This window comes from Streptomyces sp. NPDC003247 (genome assembly GCF_042888135.1).
Taxonomy (GTDB): Bacteria; Actinomycetota; Actinomycetes; order Streptomycetales; family Streptomycetaceae; genus Streptomyces.
The window spans coordinates 465,495-485,794 of record NZ_JBIAPF010000006.1 but is presented as its reverse complement, the minus strand read 5'-3'; the positions used below and the strand labels follow the sequence as shown (position 1 = coordinate 485,794).

Genomic DNA, 20,300 nt, shown 5'->3' with positions numbered 1-20,300 from the left:
GGGCGGGCGGCGGTGACCAGGGCATCGGACCGCTCCGACGCCCGGGCGTCCACGCCGTGTCGTCAGCCGAGCAGGAAGACGTCCAGTTCCACGCTGTCGGGCCGGCGTTCCCCCGTCGCGACGAAGAGGCGCTCGTTGATCCAGGTCAGCCTGGGGGCGGCGGTGGTCAGGCGCGGGAAGCTGCGGAAGTAGATCCGCTCCGGCGCCACCTCCTCGCCCCGCACGACGGCCGCGATGTCCTCGGCGCTGCCCGAGCGGATGCCGGTGTTGTGCACCGCGATCCGCTCGCCCCGGTCCGTCTCCAGGGCGTACTGGGCGTCGAGTTCGGTCAGGGTGGCGGTGCGCAGGACCTGGTGGTCGGCCCCGCCCCGCAGGACCGTGCCGCGCACGTCCGGCCCGTCGAAGCGGCCGCCGGTCAGGGGCACCAGCCGGCGGTGGCCGTCGGGCGCCGCGCCGAGGTCGTGCGGGGCGTCGACGCGCACCGACAGGTGGGCGAAGAAGGTGAGGGGCGGGGCCGCGGGGGTCTCGGGTGCCATGGCGTCGCCGTCTGGGCCGCTGCGGCGCGCCGTCCTGCGCGCCACCCGCAACGCCGAGGGGCTGCCGGACCTGCCGGAGGCACAGATCGAGCTGTTGCGGGCGCTGTCCTCCTCCGCCGAGGGCCTCAGTCCCGGCGCGGCCGCCGCACGGCTGCGGGTGGCGCCGTCCACCGTCAGCAACCTCGTCCGGACGATGTCCGCCGCGCGGCTGGTGGAACGGGTCCGGCCCGAGCACGACCAGCGGACCGTGGTGCTCACCGCGTCGAGCCGGGCGCTGGAGCTGCTGGAGCGCTACGACCGTGCCAGCACCGCGGCCCTCGTCCGGGTCGTCCGGGAACTGCCCGACGCCGACCGGCTGGCGCTGGACCGGGCGCTGCCCGCCCTCGACCGGCTGGTCGCCGCGCTGGAGACCGCGGACGGCACCGGGGGTGACGTGTCCGCGGGGTGAGCGGGGTGGGTGGGGTGGGTGGGGTGAGCGGGGATGACGGCCTGCCGCGGCCCGTCCGGCCCTGGTGAAGCGGCCCGTCCGGCTCCGGCGGAGCGGCCCGGTCGCTCCTGGTGAAGCGGCCCGTCCGGCTCCGGCGGAGCGGTCCGGTCGGTCCTGGTGAAGCGGCCCGTCCGGCCTCGGCGGAGCGGTCCGGTCGGTCTCGGTGAAGCGGCCCGTCCAGCCCGGGCGGAGCGGCCCGGTCGGTCCTGGTGAAGCGGCCCGTCCGGCCCCGGCGGCGCCGCCCGGCCGGTCCCGCGTGCGTGCCGAGCACCGGCGAGGCGACGGCCCGCTCGTCGGGGCGTCCACGTCGAGGGGGCCGAAAATCCGGTGAACCTGCACACGGCCCTCCCACGGTCCGGGGGAACTTCCGGCAGACGGTACGAAGGGGGCACGGCCGGCGCGGCGGGCCGACGATCGGGGGCCCGCCGGCCGCGCGAGGGGAGCGTGGAGGGCGGCGGGACGGGAGACCGTGTGAAGAACACGGCCTCCGCGGGCACCGCGGAACCACACGCGTGAAGCCCGCCGCCGGGAGCGGCCGGTCCGGCGTGCCGGCCGCTGGCCCCTCGCTCCGCGGGCGTGCTTTGATCCGCGTCGTGCAGGGCGCCGCGAACGGTTCCGGACCGTGGGACCGGGCGCACCTGGCACGGGTCAAGCCGTCTGAAGGGAAAACACGCGTGGAAAACCTCGCCTCTCGCATCGAATCCGCCGAGCTGTCCGACTCCGCCCTGGACAACGTCTCCGGGGGCCTCGGGCTCGGCGCGTTCGCTGGAGTGCACCTGGAGACGCCCGTCGCGGACGTCTGCGCCGACGTCCTGGCCGTCGCCTCGGCGGACGGCGTCGTGTCGGCCGCGAGCGTGCACGTCGCCGCTCTGTGACGACAGCGGGCAGGTAGCCAGGAGCCCCGGATCAGGCGATCCGGGGCTCCCGGCCGTCCGGCCCGCGTTCGGTCGGGCACGACGCCCTGCACTCGGGCCCGGCCACCTTCCCGGAGGCGCTCGGCGCCGGCGGCGCCCTCGCCTTCCGCGCCGGTTTCCTGACCCTGGCCGCGCTGTGCCTGGGCGCCTCGCTCCTGGCGCTGAGCGTCAGCGACCGCCGGGTCCGGGACGGGTACCGCGCCGCCGGCCCGCACCCCGCTCCCGAGGAGTCCGCGCGCCTGGGACCGGCAGGCGGCCCATGCCCCCCGCCCGGCCCGCGGCCCTGAACACCCGGCCCCCGGCGGGGCGTTCAGGACACTCAGCCGCTCAGGCAATCCGGCAATCCGGCAATCAGGCCGCTCAGGGCGACCAGGGCGCCGCGAGCACCCAACTGCTGTCGGCGGTCAGGGTCTGTGGGCGGTCGAAGCCGCCCAGCGCACCGTTCCCGGAGGCGATGTACACCTCCGCCGCGTGGTGCCGCAGGTAGGAGCCGGGGAAGTTGAGCGACTCGAAGGTGACGCCGGTCCCGCCGAGTCCGGGACGGGCGCAGAACGTGGCGTCCTCGCGGAACAGCGCCGATCCGTCGTCGGAGGCGAGGCGCACCCGGCTGTCGGCGTGCCGCAGGTACCGGCCGGGGTAGTTCACGGACTCGAACGAGTAGCAGGACGAGTCGGCAAGCCCGCGCCGCAGCGTGTACGTCGCGTCCTGCTTGAGCAGATCGCCGCTGCCCGCGTCGACGACCTCGGTGAAGGCCAGGCTGTCGGCGTGCCGAAGGTAGCGGTCCGTGTACCCCCAGGTGGTGACCCGCAACGACTGCCGCACATCCGTGGGCAGCAGCACGGAGCTGCGCCACAGCGCCGGCTCGCCGACGTTCCACGTGGCGTCGGCTGCGAAGGACGACGCGGTGTCCCAGGCGTTCGGGCCGCCGCTGCGGGCGAGGTACACGGCGTCGGCGTAGTGCCGCAGGTAGTGGCCGGGGTGGTTCAGCGACTCGAACGACGTGCCGCCCGCGGCGAGGCCGGGCCGGCTGCACCAGGTGGCGTCCGCGGCGAACGAGCCGCCGGTGTCCGTGTCGATGCGCACCCGGCTGTCGGCGTGCCGCAGGTACCGGCCGGGGTAGTTCACCGACTCGAACGAGTAGCAGCGCGGGTCGGCCAGCCCGGTGACGGTGCGGAAGGACGCGTCCTGGCGGGCCACGTCGCCGGAGGAGGCGCTCAGTACGTCGGTGCGGGCGGCGGAGTTCGCGTGCCGCAGGTAGTGGTCGGTGTGGCCGGGGGTGGTCACCTTGAACGACCGGACGTGCCCGAGGGTGAGGGGGACCGGGGCGTTGAGGTTGCGCGAGGCGGCGATGAGCGCGCCGTGCGCGGCGCGCAGTTGCCCGGTGTCGACCTTCTGCACGCGCCGGTCGTAGGTGAGCAGGCCGTTGTACTCGCCCTCGACGTCGGTGATCTCGGTGTAGACGTAGGCGGACAGGCCCTTGGTGGTCATGAGCCGCTGCACGTCGCGGACCATGCCGGTGTAGCGGTCGTTGAGCTGCTCCGGGCCGGCGACCTGCTCGTAGGCGAAGAACCGGCCGTCGGGGCTGTACTCGTGGCCGGGCGTGCGCAGTCCGATGCCGCCGAACTCGCCGAGGACGGAGATCCGGGTGGCCGAGGGGCGGGGTGCGTCGGGCCCGGTGTAGACGTGCCAGTCGATGATGTCGCCGGTGCCCGGATCCCCCTTCGAGGCACAGCAGTTGTAGCCGCTGTGCGGGTTCATCAGCCGGGTCGGGTCGCGGTTCTCCAGGTCGGTGGTGATACGGCGGGTGGCGGCGAGGTCCCACTCGCCCCAGCCCTCGTTGAACGGGACGTAGGCGACGACGGCCGGGGAGAACCGGTGCTCGTCGACGATCTCCCGGGCCTCGGCCTCCAGTTGGGCGGTCTGTGCCGGGGTGCGGTCGGAGTCCGACGTGGGTGTGGAGGGGATGTCCTGCCACACCAGCAGTCCGAGCCGGTCGGCGTGGTAGTACCAGCGCGCGGGCTCGACCTTGATGTGCTTGCGCACCATGTTGAAGCCGAGTTCCTTGTGCTTCTGGAGGTCGGACGCGAGGGCCGCGTCGGTGGGCGCGGTGTACAGGCCGTCCGGCCAGAAACCCTGGTCGAGGGTGCCGATCTGGAAGACGAACTCACCGTTCAGGGTGGGGCGCAGCACCCCGTCGACCACCTTCGTGCCGATCTCCCGCATGCCGAAGTAGCTGGTGACGGTGTCGACGGCGGCGCCGGAGGCGTCGCGCAGCGTGACGCGCAGGTCGTACAGGAACGGGTCGTCCGGCGACCAGAGGCGGGCGTTCGGCACCGGGACGGAGAACTCGGTGGAGCCGCCGGTGGCCCGGCCCACCACCTGGGAGCCGGACATCGCCTCGGCCAGGACGGTGTGGCCGCCGACGTCGCCGCGGGTGAGGACCCGTACCCGTGCCGTGCCGGCCGACAGGTCCGGCGTGATGTCGACGGAGGAGACCGAGGACGCGGCGGTGGGCTCCATCCAGACGGTCTGCCAGATGCCCGAGGTCGGCGTGTAGAAGATGCCGCCGGGAGTGTTCACCTGCTTGCCGACGGGCTGCTTCTCGCCGCGCCCGTCGGTCGGGTCGTAGACGCGCACGACCAGCTCGTTCGTCCCGCCGTTCAGCTGGGGGGTGATGTCGGCCTCGAACCGGTCGTAGCCGCCCCGGTGGGTGGCGACCTGGGTGCCGTTGACCCAGACCGTGGCCTCGTGGTCGACGGCCCCGAAGTGCAGCTGCACCCGTCTGCCGCTCCAGCTCTGCGGGACGGTGAAGGAGCGCTTGTAGAACATCAGGTCCCGGTTGTCGTTGCGCATGATGCCGGAGAGCGCCGACTCCACCGGGTAGGGCACCAGGATGCGCTCGGGCAGGGTCTGGCCGAGTGGCGGCGCCGCGTAGCGGTCGACGCCGCCCGCGCTGTCGGCCGGCGGGTTGAGGAACTCCCACTCCCCGTTGAGCGACTGCCATTCCGGCCGTGTCATCTGCGGCCGTGGGTACTCCGGCAGGGGGTCGACGGTGGACACCTGGTCGGTCCACGGAGTGGTCAACGGCGGTGTCTTGGGCACGACAGCGGCGGAGGCGGTGCCGGTGAGGGCGAGGCCTCCCGCCAGGGTCAGCAGGATCGCCAGACAGGCGATGATCCGTCGCATCCATCTCCTCCAGGGCGGGACGGTGCGCGGAACCCGGCGCGCCGCGCGGTCGGCGGCCCTGGCGGCGTGCGGGAGTCCGTGCGGGATCGGGGCGAGCGGCGCGCGACGCGGGGTCACCGACCCCGCACCTCGGTCCCGCCCATTTGGCCTGGACCAAGGCGTGGGGGAACCTAGCACGGAACACACTCCGACGGAATCACTCAGTAACCCCCAACTCCCCAAGCCGACCGGGGTCCTGGCGGGCGGGTCGAGTGCCCGGCCGCCGGGACCGCTTCCCGCCGGGTGCGCCCGCGGCGAGGACGCGGGCGCCGAGTCGTCAGGCGGGCTGGACGGTGAGGGTGCAGAGGCGCTTGGTGGCCCGGGTCAGGGCTACGTACAAGTCCCTTTCCCCACCGGGGCGGGCCGTGATGATTTCCTCGGGGTTCATGACGACGACCCCGTCGAATTCCAGGCCGCGTGCTTCGGACGCCGGCACGATGCGTGCGTGGCGAGCGACGCCCTGGGCCGTCAGCTCACCCACCCTGGTGTCCGCGCAGATCACTCCCAGCAGCTCGCCCGGGTGCGCGGCGCTCTGGGCGCGGAGTTCCCGGACGACGGCGGTGACCCATCCGTCCGGAGGTGTGGTCACGGTGCGAGGGCTCTCACCGCTTCGCAGTGACCGTGTGGGCTTCTGGTCCGGAGCGATCCGCGTGAGCAGGGTCCGGACGCTCTCCAGGATCTCCTGCGTGGTGCGGTAGCTGACGGTCAGATGGTGCAGTCTGAACCGCGGTCCGACGTGGGGGCTCAGTGCTTCCTTCCAGTCGCGTGCTGTCGCGACCGGGCCCGCCTGGGCGAAGTCACCCACCAGCGTCATCGCCCGTGCCGGGCAGCGGCGGACGATCATCCGCCACTGCATGGCGGTCAGTTCCTGCGCCTCGTCGACGACGACGTGCCCGTACGTCCGCTCGGGTGGGCCGTCGACCAGGCTCGCCGCCTCGTCGAGCAACGGCACGTCGGCATCGGTCCACGGGTCGTCCGGACCGCGCAGCAGAAGGGACCGTTCCCGCGGGGTCAGGCGGGGCAGGTGCTCGGCTAGAGCGCCGGCGTCCGTCAGGAGTGCCTTCACGAGGTCACCGGGTACCAGCCGCGGCCACAACGCCTCGACCGCCCGGTCGACGCCGGCGTCGTCGAGGAGATCGGCTCGGACGGCGTCCAGGTCCAGTTCGTGGACCGGTCCTGAGCCGGCCGCGCCTTCGGCACGGCGCCGGGCGACTCCCGTGAACCGGTCGAGGTCGATGCCCGTCATCCTTTCGGCATCGGCGTCGATCTGCTCCAGGAGGTCGCCCATGTCCCGTTGCATCGCGTCGGTGACGGCGTCGACCAAGAGTTCCTTGAACACCTGGCGCGCGGGGTTGTGCCCCGGTGCGGCCGCCACGGCGGCGTCGCGTGCCATGGCGACCTCGTCGCCGGACAGGTGAACCGGTTCCTGTCCGATCCGCACGGTGAAGTCACCGGCGGGGGCCTGGTGGACGCGCAGCAGGCCGGCCAGGGCGTCGGCGAGGTCCAGGCCGCCCTTGAGACGCGCCGTATCGAACGGATCCACCGTGCCCGTGCCCGTGTCTGTGCCCGTGCCCGTGTCCGTGTCCGTGTCCGTGGGCACTCCGGCCAGTTCCCGGCAGGTCGCCAGAACGACGTCGTTCTCCCCGAGCGAGGGAAGGACCTGGGAGATGTAGTCGAGGAACCGGGCGTTCGGGCCCACCACCAGCACACCCTCCTCCGCGGCGCGCGGGAACGCGTACAGGACGTAGGCCGCCCGGTGCAGGGCGACCACCGTCTTGCCGGTGCCGGGCCCGCCCTGCACCACGGTCACCCCGCGGTGGGCGGAGCGGACGATCGCGTCCTGCTCGGCCCGCAGCGTCGCGACGGCCGCGTGCATCCTGCCCGTACGCCGTGCCGACAGAGCCTCGGTCAACGGGCCGTCCCCCACGACGTCCTCGTCGGTCGGGGCGGTCCCGTCCAGCAGTTCGTCGCTCACCGAGACGACCATGCGCTCCTCGAGGCGCAGGTGCCGGCGCCGCCGCAGGCCCATCGGGTGGACCGGTGTCGCCTCGTAGAAGGGCCTTGCCGCGTTCGCGCGCCAGTCCACGAGCAGAGGCAGGTCGTCCTCCTCCCTGTGCAGTCCGATCCGCCCGATGCGCAGGACCGTGCCGTCCGTCCGGTCGATGCGCCCGAAGACCAGCCCCTTTTCGGCGCCTTCCAGCCGGCCGATCTCCTTGGTCAGACGCTCGGCCGCGATTTCTCTCTCGTATGCCTCGCCGACGCTGTCCGCCGGGGCCTTCAGCACATTCGCTCGGTGTACTTGCGCCTCGGAAATCCGCTCGGTGAGCAACTCGTACAAGGAGGACACATAATCCCGCTCCGATTCAACCGCGCGCACAGCGGGATCATTCATGTTCGACAACAGGGGGCTCCTTCGATTCGAGCCACACCGTACGGTCGAAGTCCCCCAAAGGTAAGTCTTGACTTACTTGGTGAAGTCATGGCCCTGCGACTGAATCCATGACGGCCGGCCGTATGGCGTATTACGCATTCCGCCGTTCCGTATATCGCTGAATGCGCTCCCGATGCCCGCCTGCCTTAGGGGTGATCCCGCCCTTGGATACCGGCGATTTTTTGCCGCGCTCGGGAAAAGGGGGAAGGGTCCTGGCCGGACCTCACGCATCCCACGCCTGATGCCCCGTCACCCGCATCCGGCCACGGGGAAGCCGGGATGGGACCGACGGGTGCAGTGCGGCCCGGTCTCGGGCCGGCGCGTGCGACGAAACGAGCATTGAACGGTTTCAACTCTCACCCTCACCTTTAGCGTGAGGGTGGCGCCACGTCCGCGATGCGAGGGGAACGGTGCCTGCTGAAAGTGTGGACAGCCCCTCCTGTCGTCGCTAACTTCGTCCGCCAGTCGGACTGAATCGATACAACTCCAAGCGGCCGGAGGGACAACGGCATGAACCATGGAGCAGATCGCGCGAGAAGCGGGGACGTGCGCCGCAGGAGCGTGCTCACCACAGCGCTCGGAGCCGCCTCGGTCACCCTGGCCGGTGGTCTCGGCGGCGCCACCCCGGCGGCCGCGGTCCCGGCGTCCGCCGCCCCGGCCGCCGGCACGGCGTCCGCCGCCTCACGCACGTCCGTCACCGGCCTGACCGTGGAGCACCGCACCGAGCCGCTCGGCGTGGACGCCGCCCGCCCGCGATTCGGCTGGCGCATGGAGTCCCCGGTCCGCGGCCGGCGCCAGACGGCGTACCGGATCCTGGTCGCCTCCTCGGCCGAACGGCTCGCCCGCGGCCGCGCCGACGTCTGGGACAGCGGCCGCGTCACCTCCGCCGACTCGGTGGCGGTGCCCTACGGCGGCGAACCGCTGGGGCGCTCGACGCGCTACCACTGGACGGTCCGCGCCTGGGACGAGAAGGGCCGCCCCGTCACCGGCGCCCCGACCGCGTCCTTCGAGACCGGTCTGCTCGGCACCGACGGTGTGACCGGCTGGGACGGTGCCCGCTGGATCACCATGGCGGGCAAGGAACCGAACAGCGCCGGCGCCCCGCTGCTGCGCGGACAGGCGTCGCTCGGGCGCGGCCGGATCGAGGCGGCCCGGCTGTACGTGTCCGCCCTCGGCGTCTACGAGGCGTACGTCAACGGACACCGCGTCACCGTGCCGCACGGCGACGGCACCACGCTCGAACTGCTCACGCCGGGCTGGACCAACTACGACCGGACCGTCGACTACATGGCCTACGACGTGACCGACCTGGTCGCGGGGGAGCGGCAGGTCACCCTGGCGGCGGTGCTCGGCAACGGCTGGTACAACGGCCGCGTCTCCGAGGGCAGCACCTACCTCGCCGAGGACGGCAACCGGCTCGCCCTCAAGGCCAAGCTCCTGGTCCGCTACGCCGACGGCTCGACGCGGACCCTGGTGACCGCGCCCGGCGCCGGCTGGCGGGCGACCGACACGGGCCCCTACCGCGCGGACGACATCTACGACGGGCAGACCTACGACGCCCGCAAGGAGATCCCGGGCTGGACGGCGAACGGCTTCGACGCCTCCGCCTGGAACGCCGTCGAGGAGCACGACCACGCCACCCGCTTCCCCGGCGTCCGGCTCGTCGCCCACCAGGGCGAGACCGCCCGGCTGATACCCGAGTGGGACCGCACCGCGCGGTCGGTCACGGTGTACACCGGCGTCACCGGCGAAGCGGGCAGCGCCAACGGCAAGGGCCGGATCGTCGTCGACGCCGCCCGCACGGTCACCGACCCGGCCGCGGCGGCCGCCGCCGTCACCACCCTGCGCCCCGGCGAGACGGCCGTCCTCGACCTCGGCCAGAACATGGTCGGCGTCCCCCGCTACACCCTGAAGGGTCCCGCGGGCGCCGAGGTCTCCTTCCAGTTCGGCGAGATGCTCAACGACGACGGTGCCGGCGCCGACGGCCCCGCGGGCTCCGTCTACCGGGAGAACCTGCGCACCGCCAAGGCCACCAGCACCTACGTCCTGCGGGGCGACGAGCGGGGCGAGACCCACCAGGACTCCCTCACCTTCTACGGCTTCCGCTACGTGTCGGTCACCGCGACCCAGGAGGTCACCCTCACCGGCCTGACCGGCCGGGTCGCCACCTCCGCCACCCGCGACACCGGCTCCGTCACCACCGACGACGACCAGGTCAACCAGCTGATCAGCAACGTGCGGTGGGGACAGCGCGGCAACTACCTCTGGATACCGACCGACTGCCCGCAGCGCGACGAACGCCTGGGCTGGACCGGAGACACCCAGGTCTTCGCGGGCACCGGCCTGTACAACGCCGACGCGACGGCCTTCCTGTCGCACTTCCAGGACACCCTGATCGACTCACAGCAGATCTACGGCCTCGACGGCGCCCAGTTCACCGCCGTCGCACCCGGCAACCGGTACAACGCCAAGGCCCCGGTCAGCGGCTGGGCGGACTGCGGTGTCGTCGTCCCCTGGACGGTGTGGCAGATGAGCGGCGACACCACCGTCGTCGACCGCAGCTGGGACGCGATGACCCGCTACCTGGACTGGATCCGCGCCAGGACCGGTGACACCTACGCCGGGCAGGGCGCCCTGTTCGCCGACTGGCTGGCCCCCCAGAGCACCGGCACCCAGCTGATGAGCGACGTCTACTACGGCCACAGCACCCGCCTGATGGCCCAGATGGCCCGCGCCACCGGACGCACCGCCGAGGCCGCCGCCTACGACGACCTCTTCGCCCGCATCAAGCGCGCCTTCACCGCCAAGTACCTCACCACCCGGGACGGACAGCTCACCGTCCGCTCCAGCCTCGGCGGCAAGCCGCTCATCGGCGAGGCACCCGAGGACAACAGCCAGACCGCGCTGCTGTGGGTCCTCAAGCTCGGCCTGTACGACACAGAGGCCCAGCGCCGCCAACTGGTCGCGCTGCTCGCCGAGAACATCGGCAACGACGCCGCCTACAAGGCCGCCCACCCCGACAGCACCCGGGTGCGGTACGCCGAGGACACCCTCTCCGTGGGCTTCCTCGGGGTGAACGTCCTGGCTCCCGTCCTCACCGACGAGGGCCGCGCCGACCTCGCCTACCGGCTCCTCCACCAGAACGCCATGCCGTCCTGGCTGTACTCCGTGCGCAACGGCGCCACCACCGTCTGGGAGCGCTGGAACTCGTACTCCGAGGAGGACGGGTTCGGCCCGGTGGAGATGAACTCGTTCAACCACTACTCCTACGGCGCGATCATGGAGTGGATGTACGAGGGCATGGCCGGCATCGCCAAGGACCCCGACCACCCGGGCTTCCGGCACTTCTTCCTCCGGCCGCACCCCGACCCCACCGGGAAGATCACCCGGGTGACCGGTTCCCACCTGTCGCCCTACGGCACGATCGAGAGCGCGTGGACGGTACGGAACCGCGTGCTGACCTACCGCGCGACGGTCCCCGCGAACAGCACGGCGACCCTGAGCCTGCCCACCTCCGACCCCGACACCGTGCGCGAGGGCCGGACCCCCCTGTCCCGGGCCGACGGCGTCACCTACCTCGGCCACGCGGACGGCACTGCCTCCTACCGGCTGCCGTCGGGCCGCTACGAGGTGACGGCCACGCTGACCTGACCCCCACCTCGGGGCGCGCCCACCGCGCGCCCCGGCACGGAGGCGGCCCCGGCCGACGGAACCGGCTGACGGACACCCGTCCGGCGGACGCGCTTACCATCGTCGGGTGACCGCCCGCCCGCAGGTAGCCCGACGTTCGCTGCTCGCCCTGGCGACCGCCGTCGCCGCGGCCGGCCCCGCCGCCGGGCCGGCGAGGATACGGCAGCGGCCGCTCGTCCTGGCCACAGGGCTGGCGGGAGCGCCGTACGGCATCTTCGGCAGACGGCTGGCCCGGGAGATCAACCGGCGGGAACCCTCCCTGTCGCTGCGCGTCCGCAACACGTCGGCGAGCGTCCGCAACCTGCGTCTGCTCGGTGCGGGCGACGCCGATCTGGCCCTGGCCCTCGGCGACAGCGCCGCCGACGCGTTCGAGGGCGCCGGTGCGTTCGCCGCTCCCGAGCCGGTGTCCGCCCTCGCCCGGATCTACCTCAACTACACCCACCTGGTGACGCACGCCGGGACGGAGGTCACCTCCGTGCCGGACCTCGCCGGACTGCGGGTGTCCCTCGGGGCGCGGGAGTCGGGGACCGTCACGGTCGCGCAGCGCGTCCTGGCCGCCGCGGGCGTCGGGACCCGGATCAGCCCCCGCTACCTCGGACTCGACGACTCGGTCCAGGCCCTGCGGCGGCGCGAGATCGACGCGTTCTTCGCGTCCAGCGGAGTACCGGCCGGCGCCGTCCGCGCCCTGGCGGACGACCGGCGCATCACGCTGGTGCCGCTGGACGGGCTGGCCGAGATCCTGCGCCGCGCCCACGGACCGGCCTACGTGGACGTGTCGATCCCCGCGGGCACCTACGGACAGGCCGCGGAAGTACCCACGGTCGGGGTCCCCACCTACCTGATGGCCCGCGCCGGCCTGCCCGACGAGGCGGCCTACCAGGTGACCCGGACGATGTTCGCGGCCCGGCTGACCCTGCCCGGGCCCGAGGTGCCGGGCGCCTACCTCGACGAGCGGTACGCCATCGGCACCGGTCCGGTGCCGCTGCACACCGGCGCCGTGCGCTACTACCGCAGCGTCTACGGCTGACGGCCCGGCCGCCGCGGGCCGGCCCGGGGCAGCCTGAACTCCACCAGGAGTCCCCGCGGCCGGCCCGCCCGCAGCACCAGCGTGCCGCCCGCCGCACGGGCCAGTTCGTCGGCGATGGCCAGGCCGAGGCCGCTGCCGTCGACGCCGCCGTGCCGCGGCGAACGCCAGAAGCGGCCCCGGGCCGCGTCGAGTTCCTCCGCGTCGAGCCCCGGCCCGTCGTCCTCCACCCTCAGCAGGACGTCACCGTCCTCCTCGGCGCCGTCCGCCAGCGTGACGGTGATGTGCCCGCCGCGCGGGACGAACTTGACGGCGTTGTCGACGGCGATGTCGGTGACGCGGCCCACGGTGTCGGGCGGGCAGAGCGCCACCAGGGTGCCGGGCAGCACGGTGCGCAGGGTCAGCCCGGCGGCGTCGGCCACCTCCGTCCAGACCCGCAGCCGGCGTTCGAGCTCGGCGACGAGGTCGACCCTGCGGGCCTGCGCCGGCCCCTTCGTCTCGATGCGCCCGAGGGTGAGGAGGTCCTCCAGGAGAGCGCCGATCCGGTCCATCTCCTCCATCACCCGGGCGTACCGCTCGGCGCCCGACTCCGTGAGGTGGCCGCGCAGGTTCTCCAGCCGGAGCGAGAGCACCGCGAGCGGGGTCCGCAGCTCGTGGGAGGCGTCGGAGACGAAGGCGCGCTGCCTGTCCAGCGCGGAGGCCACGGCATCGGCCATGGCGTTGAACCGGTCCTCCAGCCGCCGCAGTTCGGACGGCCCGCCGCCCGTGTCGGCGATGCGTGCGCTCATCCGGCCCTGGGCGATGGCCTCGGTGACCGCGTCCAGCTCGGCCACCGGGCGCAGGGTCCAGCGCGCGAGCCGGCGTGCGGCCTCGACGGCCAGGAGGAAGGCGCACATGGCGGCCGCCGCCAGGGCCAGCCACACCAGCACGGCGTCGCCACGGGCCTCGGAGGTCGGCGCGGCCAGCAGCACGACACCGATCACCTGGGCGTCACTGCCCACCGGCTCGGCGATCACCACACGGTCCGGGCCGAACGGCGTGACCAGCGGGAGGTGTTCGGTGGTCCGGCCGGCCAGCGCCCGCCGCAGCGGGACGGCACTGCGGGGCACCCCGCCCCCGGCCTCGACCAGCACCCCGCCGGTGCCCCGGCGGATCTCGACGGGAGCACCGTAGAGCGAGGCGTAGCGGGTGACCTCGGCCCGCAGTACGGTCACGTCGCTCTCCTGGATGGCCTGCTCGGCGAGGTCCGCGAGGCGCGTGGCGTCCGCCCGCCGGGCCAGCAGCAGCTCGGCGGTGCGCTCCTGGGCGTACGCCAGCCCCAGGGGGACGGCCAGGGCGAGCAGCACCCCGCCGATGAGGGCGAGGTAGGTGGCCAGGAGCCGGCGGCGCATCAGCTCCCCAGCCGGTAGCCGACGCCGCGCAGCGTACGGACCAGGTCGGGCCGGCCCGTCTTCGTACGGATGCCCCACACATGGACGTCGAGGGAGCGCGAGGCCGCGAGGAAGGCGTCACCCCACACCGCGTCCATGATCTCCGCACGGCTCCTGACCACGCCCGGGGCGCGGGCCAGCAGACCGAGGACGTCGAACTCGCGGGCCGTCAGACAGACGGCCCGCCCCGCCACGGTGACGGTCCGCGAAGCCAGGTCGATGACGACGTCCCCGACCTCGACTTCCTGCCGCTCCGGCTCCCGTACGGCGGCCGCGGGACCCTGCCCGACACGGCGGCGCACCGCGTCCATCCGGGCCAGCAGCTCCTTCACCCGGAACGGTTTGGTGAGGTAGTCGTCGGCCCCGACGCTCAGGCCCTGAAGCACGGTCCGCTCGTCCCCCCGCGCGGTCAGCACGATCACGGGAACGGACGAGACACGGCGCAGCCGGCGGAGCATGTCCAGGCCGTCCATGTCGGGCAGCCCGAGGTCGAGGAGCACGAAGTCGGCACGGTCCTTGCGGCGCAGGCCCTCGTCGGCGCGGGACACCCGCTCGACGAAGTGCCCGCGCTCGCGGAGGGCCAGGGCGAGGGCGTCGGCGAGCCGCTCGTCGTCCTCGATCAGCAGCACGTGCATGGTGCCCCAGACTAGGCCGTGACCTCGGCCGTCCGGGGTGCGGGCCGCTCGGTCCCGGAGCCGCCCCCGGAGAACGACACGTCCTTCGTCTCGCGCATGGTGAGGTACACGACCAGCGAGACCGCCGCGCACGCCGTCACGTACCACGAGAAGCCCGACTCCATCCCGGCGTCCTTGAACCACAGCGCCACGTACTCCGCGGTGCCGCCGAACAGGGCGTTGGCGAGGGCGTAGGGCAGGGCGACGCCCAGCGCGCGGATGCGGGCGGGGAACAGCTCGGTCTTCACCAGGGCGCTCATCGAGGTGTAGCCGGTGATGATCAGCAGCCCCGCCACCATCAGCAGCAGCGCGCTGCCGAACGTCGAGACGTGCCCCAGCGCCGTCATCAGCGGGACGGTGAACAGCATCGCGCCGACACCGAAGGTGATCAGCAGCGGGCGGCGGCCGATCCGGTCCGACAGCGCGCCGGCCAGGGGCTGCACGCAGATGAAGACCAGGATCGCGACGAAGCTGACGAGCGTGGCGTCGGTCTTGCTCAGCCCGGCGGTGTTGGACAGGTACTTGGTCATGTACGTCGAGTACGTGTAGTCGGCCAGCGTGCCGCCCATGCTGAAGCCGACGACGAGGGCCACGGTGCGCCGGTACTGCCACAGGCCGCGCAGGGTGCCGCGCTCCTTCTCCCGCGCCGCCTCCTCGACGGCCTTCTCGTACGCCTCGGTCTCGACCAGGCTGCGGCGCAGGTAGAACACGACCGCGCAGCCCAGGGCGCCGACGATGAACGGGACGCGCCAGCCCCAGGAGGACAGCGTCTCCTCCGACATGGTCCGCTGGAGCAGGATCTGGAGGCTGAGCCCGATCAGCTGGCCGACCTTCATCGACACCATCTGGAAGCTGCAGAAGAAGCCGCGCCGTCCGGGCGGCGCCGCCTCGCTCAGGTACGTCGCACTGGCCGCGTACTCGCCTCCCACCGACATGCCCTGCAACATGCGCGCCAGCAGCAGCACGACCGCCCCCCAGTAGCCGACCTGGGCGTGGGTGGGCGCGGCGGCGATGAGGAACGCGCTGAGCGACATCAGCATGACGGTGACGTTGAGGGCGGTCTTGCGGCCCTTGCGGTCGCCGAGCCGGCCCAGCAGCCAGCCGCCGACGGGCCGCATGAAGAAGCCGACCGCGAAGATGCCCGCGGTGTGCAGGAGCTGGGACGTGGCGTCGCCCTCGGGGAAGAAGGCCGAGGCGAAATAGACGGAGAAGGTGGAGTAGACGAACCAGTCGTACCACTCGATCATGTTGCCGACCGAGCCGCCGATGATCGCCTTCCATGGGCCGCGCGCAGCGGCCCGTGCATCCGTCGTGGACACGGGTGTCTCCTGTCTGTCCGAGGTGTCTGTCCGGGGGCGTTTCCGCGGCGATCCCGCATCACCGCAGGTCGCAGCAGCGTGACCGATCACCGAGGGGACAGCCAGGGGGGTGCGGCCAGATCTAACGTCCGCTTAAGACTTTCGGAGCCCAGGAACCCAGGAGCTCAGGAGCCCGTCGGGGACCATGGAGTCACCAGTGCCCCGAGTGAAGGAGCCCCACGGACGATGCCCCGCCCCGACGACCTCCGCTTCCGCGCGACCACCGCCTTCCAGCGGTACGTCGCCAACCCGCTCACGCGCCGGCTGCCGTTCCACACGGTCCTGGAGACCACCGGCCGCGTCTCCGGCCTGCCCCGCCGCACCCCGCTGGGCGGCCGGCGCGTCGGCGACTCCTTCTGGCTGGTGTCGGAGTTCGGGGAGCGCTCGCAGTACGTCCGCAACATCGCGGCCGATCCACGGGTACGGGTGCGCATCCGGGGGCGCTGGCACACCGGCACGGCGTACCTGATGCCCGACGACGACCCGGTCGCCCGTCTGCGCACCCTGCCCCGGTTCAACAGCGCGGCGGTACGGGCGCTGGGGACGGGGCTGCTCACTGTGCGGGTGGACCTGACCGGCTGACGTGCGAGGAGCCGCCCGGCGGCCGTCGAGGGACCGCCGGGCGGCTGCCGTCACGCCGGGATCATCCGGCGATTCCCGCGGCGCGTACGACGGTCTGCGTCACGGTGTTGCCGCGACTGTCACCGGCGTGCACGCGCAGGGTGAGGAACTGGGCCGGGGCGGGGGCGTGCAGGCGCACGCTCACCGTGCCGTCGCCCCTGCCCGTGAGGCGTGCCGTCGTCCAGGTGGCACCGTCGTCGTAGGACAGCTCCACCTGGCGGGTGCGCAGGGCCGCGTTCGGGCCGCCCTCCAGGTGCACCGGCGTGACGAGCAGCGAGGCGTCCGCGGCCGCCTTGCCGTCGGCGGACGTCGGCAGGGTGTAGTCGACCTGCACGAGCGGGAGTTGCTCGCCGGCGTCCGCGGTGCGGGGCGTCGCCGAGGTGAAGGTCCACTCGGTGCGGGTGGCGGTCGAGTAGGGGAAGGCGGCCGTGGCGGTACGGGTCGCCTCGTGCACCAGGCGGTAGGCGCCCTTCTCCGCGGGCACGGCCGCGGTCACCCCGGCGCCGCCCTCGGCGACCAGGGAGCCGTCCCGGTACAGCGAGGTCTTCTGGGTGGTGGACGTGCTGCCGAACGCCGCGTAGTTGACGTGGTCGCCGCCGGAGTCGCCCCACGACGGCAGGGTCACGTCGATCTCGTCACCGGTCCGCACGGGCGCCGCCACACCGCCGTTGACGCGGGGCCGCACCACGGGCCCGAACCACTCCACGTCCGTGGTCCGGCCGGCCGGGTACCTGACGGCTCCGGAGGCGCTGTAGGACAGGGACTGGAGCTCGCCCTCCTCGGTCCAGGTGAAGGAGTTGTCGGTGCTGACGTAGTCGGTGCGGTGCGCGCCGGCCGTGCTGAGCCGGTTGGTGCCGACCCGGTAGGCGGTCCAGGGGTGGACGTCGTAGCGGTTCTCGTAGACCTCGCGGCCGGTGGGGTTGCTGAACGAGGTCTCCACGCGGGCCAGTTGCCGGGTGCCGGGCGCGTAGACGAGATGCGCCGGTATGCGGTCCTTCCAGGTGCGGACCAGGTCGTACAGGTAGTCGGTGTCGGGCCGGGACACGGCCCGCAGGGGCACGCTGCCGGTGGCGCTCGCGTCGACGCGGGCGAGGAGCTTCTCGCCCTCGGTGCGGGACAGGCCCACCACCTCGATGGACGACTTGATGATCGCCTCGCGCAGCCGCCCGTCCAGGTCGTTGACGAACAGCAGCAGCTTCACGCCGGCCTTCTGCGCGGCCCTGATCTGGTCGTCCGCGGTGTCCTCGTCGTCGGAGTCCCAGGGCACGACGGCGGCCTTGCCGGCGGCGTCGACGCCCTCGTAGTCCTCCGCGAGGCCGTCACCGGGGTGGATCAGGTCGAGGTCGTAGTCGTCCTCGGGGAGCTTCGCCGAACCGGGCATGATCCACAGGTCGTCGAACTCCTGCCCGCCGGAGGTCACCGTCAGCAGCGGCTCCTGGTTGCGCCAGCGGGCGGTCACGTACTGCTCGCCGTCGCCGGGCTTCTTGGCCGGAGCCGTCCACATGCTGTCCCAGCCGTCCCCGATCAGGGTGCTGTCGACGACCGAGGAGCCGTCGTCGAACGCGCGGTAGTAGTCCAGGCGCCGGGAGAAGTTCTCGGTCTTCTGCGGGGTGACCGCGGAGATCTCCCGCAGCGTCGTGCCGTCGAACACCAGGTCGGTGGTGCCGGTGATCTCCACCTGCGGGAGGACCAGGCGCGCGTAACCGGCCGAGGCCGCGCCGTGGTCGCCCTCCACCCGGAAGTCCGCGTAGACGGTGTAGCGGCCGGGCGGCAGCATCTCGTCGGACCGACCGTCCCCGAAGATGTAGGCGCCGGCGTACTCGTCGCCCTTGCGGTAGAAGGTGAGGGAGCCGTAGGTGGGCTCGCCGGAGCGGCCGGTGACCGTGCTGCGGACGTGGAAGAGCTGCTGCCGGGTGCTGACGCCGAGCAGGGTCCGGGTGAGCACGGTGCCGCCGGAGGACGCCGTCAGCCGGCCCGTCCGGCGCTGGAGTTCGCCCGCCTTGTCCGGGTCGGTGGTGACGGTGACGCTCGCGGTGCCGTGCGCGGGGACCTCCAGACGGTCCTCGGACACGGTGAAGACGCCGGCGGGCACGCCGGGCGCGTCCACGGCGAGGTCCACGGTGACGGCCCGGTCGCCGGTGTTGGTCCAGGTCGCCGTCTTCGCCACGGTGCCCGCGGCCTCGCCGGGGGAGTGGATGCCGGCGTCCACCGTGCCGGTGGCGGTGAGGGAGGCCGTCGCGGCCGCCGCGGCGTCCACCCGGCCGTTGCCGCCGTCGTCCGCCGGGATGTCCGGCGTGGCCTTCACGGTGCTGACCAGGGCGTCCTTGATACGGCTGCCGGTCCAGTCGGGGTGGGCGGCGGCGACGAGCGCCGCCACGCCGGCCACGTGCGGGGTCGCCATGGAGGTGCCGCTGAGGCTGATGTAGGAGCCGGAGCCCTCGCTGAAGTACTGCGAGCGCGCGGCCAGGACGCCGACGCCGGGCGCGGTGATCTCGGGCTTGAGGGCGTCGTCGCCGTAGCGGGGGCCGCGGCTGGAGAAGTCGGCGAGGGCGTCGGAGGAGTCGACCGCGCCGACGGTCAGCGCCGCGTCCGCGGTGCCGGGCGACCGGACGGTCCGGTCGCCGGGGCCGTCGTTGCCGGCGGCGATGGTGAACAGGGCGCCGGTCTCGGCGCTGAGCTCGTTCACCGCCCGGGCGAGGACGGTGTCGCCGTCGGCGTTCACCCCGCTGCCCAGGCTCATGCTGATGACCCGGGCGTGGACGTCGCGGGCCGCCCACTCCATGCCGGCGAGGATCCAGGAGTCGTAGCCGTACCCCTCGTCGGACAGGACCTTGCCGACGTGCAGGTCGACGCCGGGGGCCACGCCCTTCTCCTTGCCGTCGGAGGCGGCGCCGCTGCCCGCGATGGTGGAGGCGACGTGCGTGCCGTGGCCGTTGCGGTCGGTGACGTCCTCCCCGGGGACGAAGCTGTCGCTGTCCTCGACCGCGTCCTTCAGGTCGGGGTGGCCCTGGTCGTAGCCGGTGTCCAGGACGGCCATGTCGACACCCTCGCCGGTGTCGCCGCCCTCCCACACCTCGGGCGCGCCGATCTGGGCGACCGAGTCGCTGAGGGTGGCCTCGGCCCGGCCGTCGAGCCACACCTTGACGACGCCGCCGTCGAAGGCCGCGTCCCCGTCCGGTACGTCCTCGGTGCCCTCGGTGCCGGAGGGCGTTCCGGTGAGCCCGGTCCACAGCGCGCCGGTGTCCTCGCGGTCGGCGGCGAGGGCCACGCCGTTGACACTCGTGAGGGGGCGTACGCCCGTGACGTCGCCGGGCAGGGCGACGGCGCGCTTGCGCAGGGTGGACGCGGAGGCGTCCTTGCCGCCGTAGGTGACGATGAGCGGCAGGTGCGCGAGCGAGGCGTCGTCGTAGCCGTCGGCCACGAGCCGGGTGACGTTGAACAGCTGGTCGTCCAGGGCGCCGGACGCCATGTAGGGGCGGGCCGAGTCGGGATAGACGTAGGTGTCGCCGCCCACGGTCAGCACACGGGCCGCGGCGGGCTCACCGTCGGGCCCCTGCACCGTGAGGGTGCCGGGGCCGCCGCCCGCGGCCGGGACGATGGTGACCTTGTCGCCGGTGATCAGGGTGACGACCGAGGTGGCAACGTTGTCAGCGGCGCGTGCCGTGCCGGCCGTGCCACGGGACTGCGCGGTGTCTGCGGAGGCGGCCACGTGCGGGGTCGCCGCCGTGACCAGGAGGGCGGCCGCGAGCACGAGCAGGCGGCGCCTTCTTCCGGACGGATGAAGTGTCAAAGGATTCCCTCGACTTGAATGGATGTTCAGGCCGACGGGAATCTATGCCGACGAAGACGATCTAGGGAAGGGGCCGTGAGTATTGGCATCCCATTGGCAACAGCTATGAAACACGGGTGA

General features: G+C 72.9%; 11 protein-coding genes and 2 pseudogenes. 5 read left to right on the top strand and 8 right to left on the bottom strand.

Annotation, left to right across the window (positions count from 1 at the left end; all coding sequences use genetic code 11):
- Positions 1 to 62 precede the first annotated feature (62 nt).
- A complete protein-coding gene (locus ACFYWQ_RS22960) occupies positions 63 to 536 on the bottom strand; it encodes a DUF3237 domain-containing protein (protein ID WP_389518725.1) in 474 nt (157 codons plus the stop codon).
- On the opposite strand from ACFYWQ_RS22960, the gene ACFYWQ_RS22955 reads away from it, so the two are divergent.
- Both ACFYWQ_RS22955 and ACFYWQ_RS22950 read left to right on the top strand, forming a co-directional pair.
- A complete protein-coding gene (locus tag ACFYWQ_RS22955) occupies positions 535 to 984 on the top strand; it encodes a MarR family winged helix-turn-helix transcriptional regulator (protein WP_389518724.1) in 450 nt (149 codons plus the stop codon). The two genes, ACFYWQ_RS22960 and ACFYWQ_RS22955, sit on opposite strands and share 2 nt — an antisense overlap.
- A 713-nt stretch (positions 985 to 1,697) precedes the next feature.
- Positions 1,698 to 1,898 (top strand): hypothetical protein, encoded by a 201-nt coding sequence (locus ACFYWQ_RS22950; protein WP_389518723.1) that lies wholly within the window; start codon positions 1,698 to 1,700, stop codon positions 1,896 to 1,898.
- Positions 1,899 to 2,297: 399 nt separating this feature from the next.
- Here ACFYWQ_RS22950 and ACFYWQ_RS22945 read toward each other — a convergent pair.
- From ACFYWQ_RS22945 to ACFYWQ_RS22935, 3 genes and pseudogenes are all read right to left on the bottom strand, one after another.
- Positions 2,298 to 2,735 (bottom strand): annotated as a pseudogene (locus tag ACFYWQ_RS22945) (AbfB domain-containing protein); the annotation flags it as partial.
- 60 nt (positions 2,736 to 2,795) lie between these two features.
- Positions 2,796 to 5,123 (bottom strand): annotated as a pseudogene (locus ACFYWQ_RS22940) (AbfB domain-containing protein); the annotation flags it as partial.
- A 316-nt stretch (positions 5,124 to 5,439) separates the two neighbouring features.
- On the bottom strand, positions 5,440 to 7,446 hold the full coding sequence (locus ACFYWQ_RS22935; protein ID WP_389518722.1) for a HelD family protein: 2,007 nt from the start codon (positions 7,444 to 7,446) through the stop codon (positions 5,440 to 5,442).
- 657 nt (positions 7,447 to 8,103) lie between these two features.
- Between ACFYWQ_RS22935 and ACFYWQ_RS22930 the strand changes: the two genes are divergently transcribed.
- Together ACFYWQ_RS22930 and ACFYWQ_RS22925 are read left to right on the top strand one after the other, a co-directional pair.
- On the top strand, positions 8,104 to 11,244 hold the full coding sequence (locus ACFYWQ_RS22930) for a family 78 glycoside hydrolase catalytic domain (protein ID WP_389518721.1): 3,141 nt from the start codon (positions 8,104 to 8,106) through the stop codon (positions 11,242 to 11,244).
- A 106-nt stretch (positions 11,245 to 11,350) separates the two neighbouring features.
- The gene (locus ACFYWQ_RS22925) at positions 11,351 to 12,310 is read left to right on the top strand and encodes a TAXI family TRAP transporter solute-binding subunit (protein WP_389518720.1); all 960 of its coding nucleotides are present in this window, start codon (positions 11,351 to 11,353) and stop codon (positions 12,308 to 12,310) included.
- On the opposite strand, the gene ACFYWQ_RS22920 is transcribed toward ACFYWQ_RS22925, so the two are convergent.
- Genes ACFYWQ_RS22920 through ACFYWQ_RS22910 form a run of 3 tightly spaced genes read right to left on the bottom strand, consistent with a single transcriptional unit; the run spans position 12,301 to position 15,658 of the window.
- Entirely contained in the window at positions 12,301 to 13,698 is a 1,398-nt protein-coding gene (locus tag ACFYWQ_RS22920) for a sensor histidine kinase (RefSeq protein ID WP_389518719.1), read from the bottom strand. The genes ACFYWQ_RS22925 and ACFYWQ_RS22920 overlap by 10 nt on opposite strands.
- Complete coding sequence (locus tag ACFYWQ_RS22915; protein ID WP_389518718.1) at positions 13,698 to 14,372, bottom strand: response regulator transcription factor; 675 nt, start codon at positions 14,370 to 14,372, stop codon at positions 13,698 to 13,700. The genes ACFYWQ_RS22920 and ACFYWQ_RS22915 overlap by 1 nt, the downstream gene beginning before the upstream one ends.
- Positions 14,373 to 14,383: 11 nt before the next feature.
- Positions 14,384 to 15,658 carry an MFS transporter gene (locus ACFYWQ_RS22910; RefSeq protein WP_389518830.1) on the bottom strand — a complete coding sequence of 425 codons (1,275 nt, stop codon included), beginning with the start codon at positions 15,656 to 15,658 and terminating at the stop codon, positions 14,384 to 14,386.
- A gap of 297 nt (positions 15,659 to 15,955) precedes the next feature.
- On the opposite strand from ACFYWQ_RS22910, the gene ACFYWQ_RS22905 reads away from it, so the two are divergent.
- Positions 15,956 to 16,351: a nitroreductase/quinone reductase family protein gene (locus ACFYWQ_RS22905; protein WP_389518717.1), complete on the top strand. Its 396-nt coding sequence runs from the start codon at positions 15,956 to 15,958 to the stop codon at positions 16,349 to 16,351.
- Positions 16,352 to 16,412: 61 nt separating this feature from the next.
- Here the strand turns inward: ACFYWQ_RS22905 and ACFYWQ_RS22900 are convergent, their stop codons facing one another.
- Positions 16,413 to 20,180 (bottom strand): S8 family serine peptidase, encoded by a 3,768-nt coding sequence (locus ACFYWQ_RS22900; RefSeq protein WP_389518716.1) that lies wholly within the window; start codon positions 20,178 to 20,180, stop codon positions 16,413 to 16,415.
- Positions 20,181 to 20,300 lie beyond the last annotated feature (120 nt).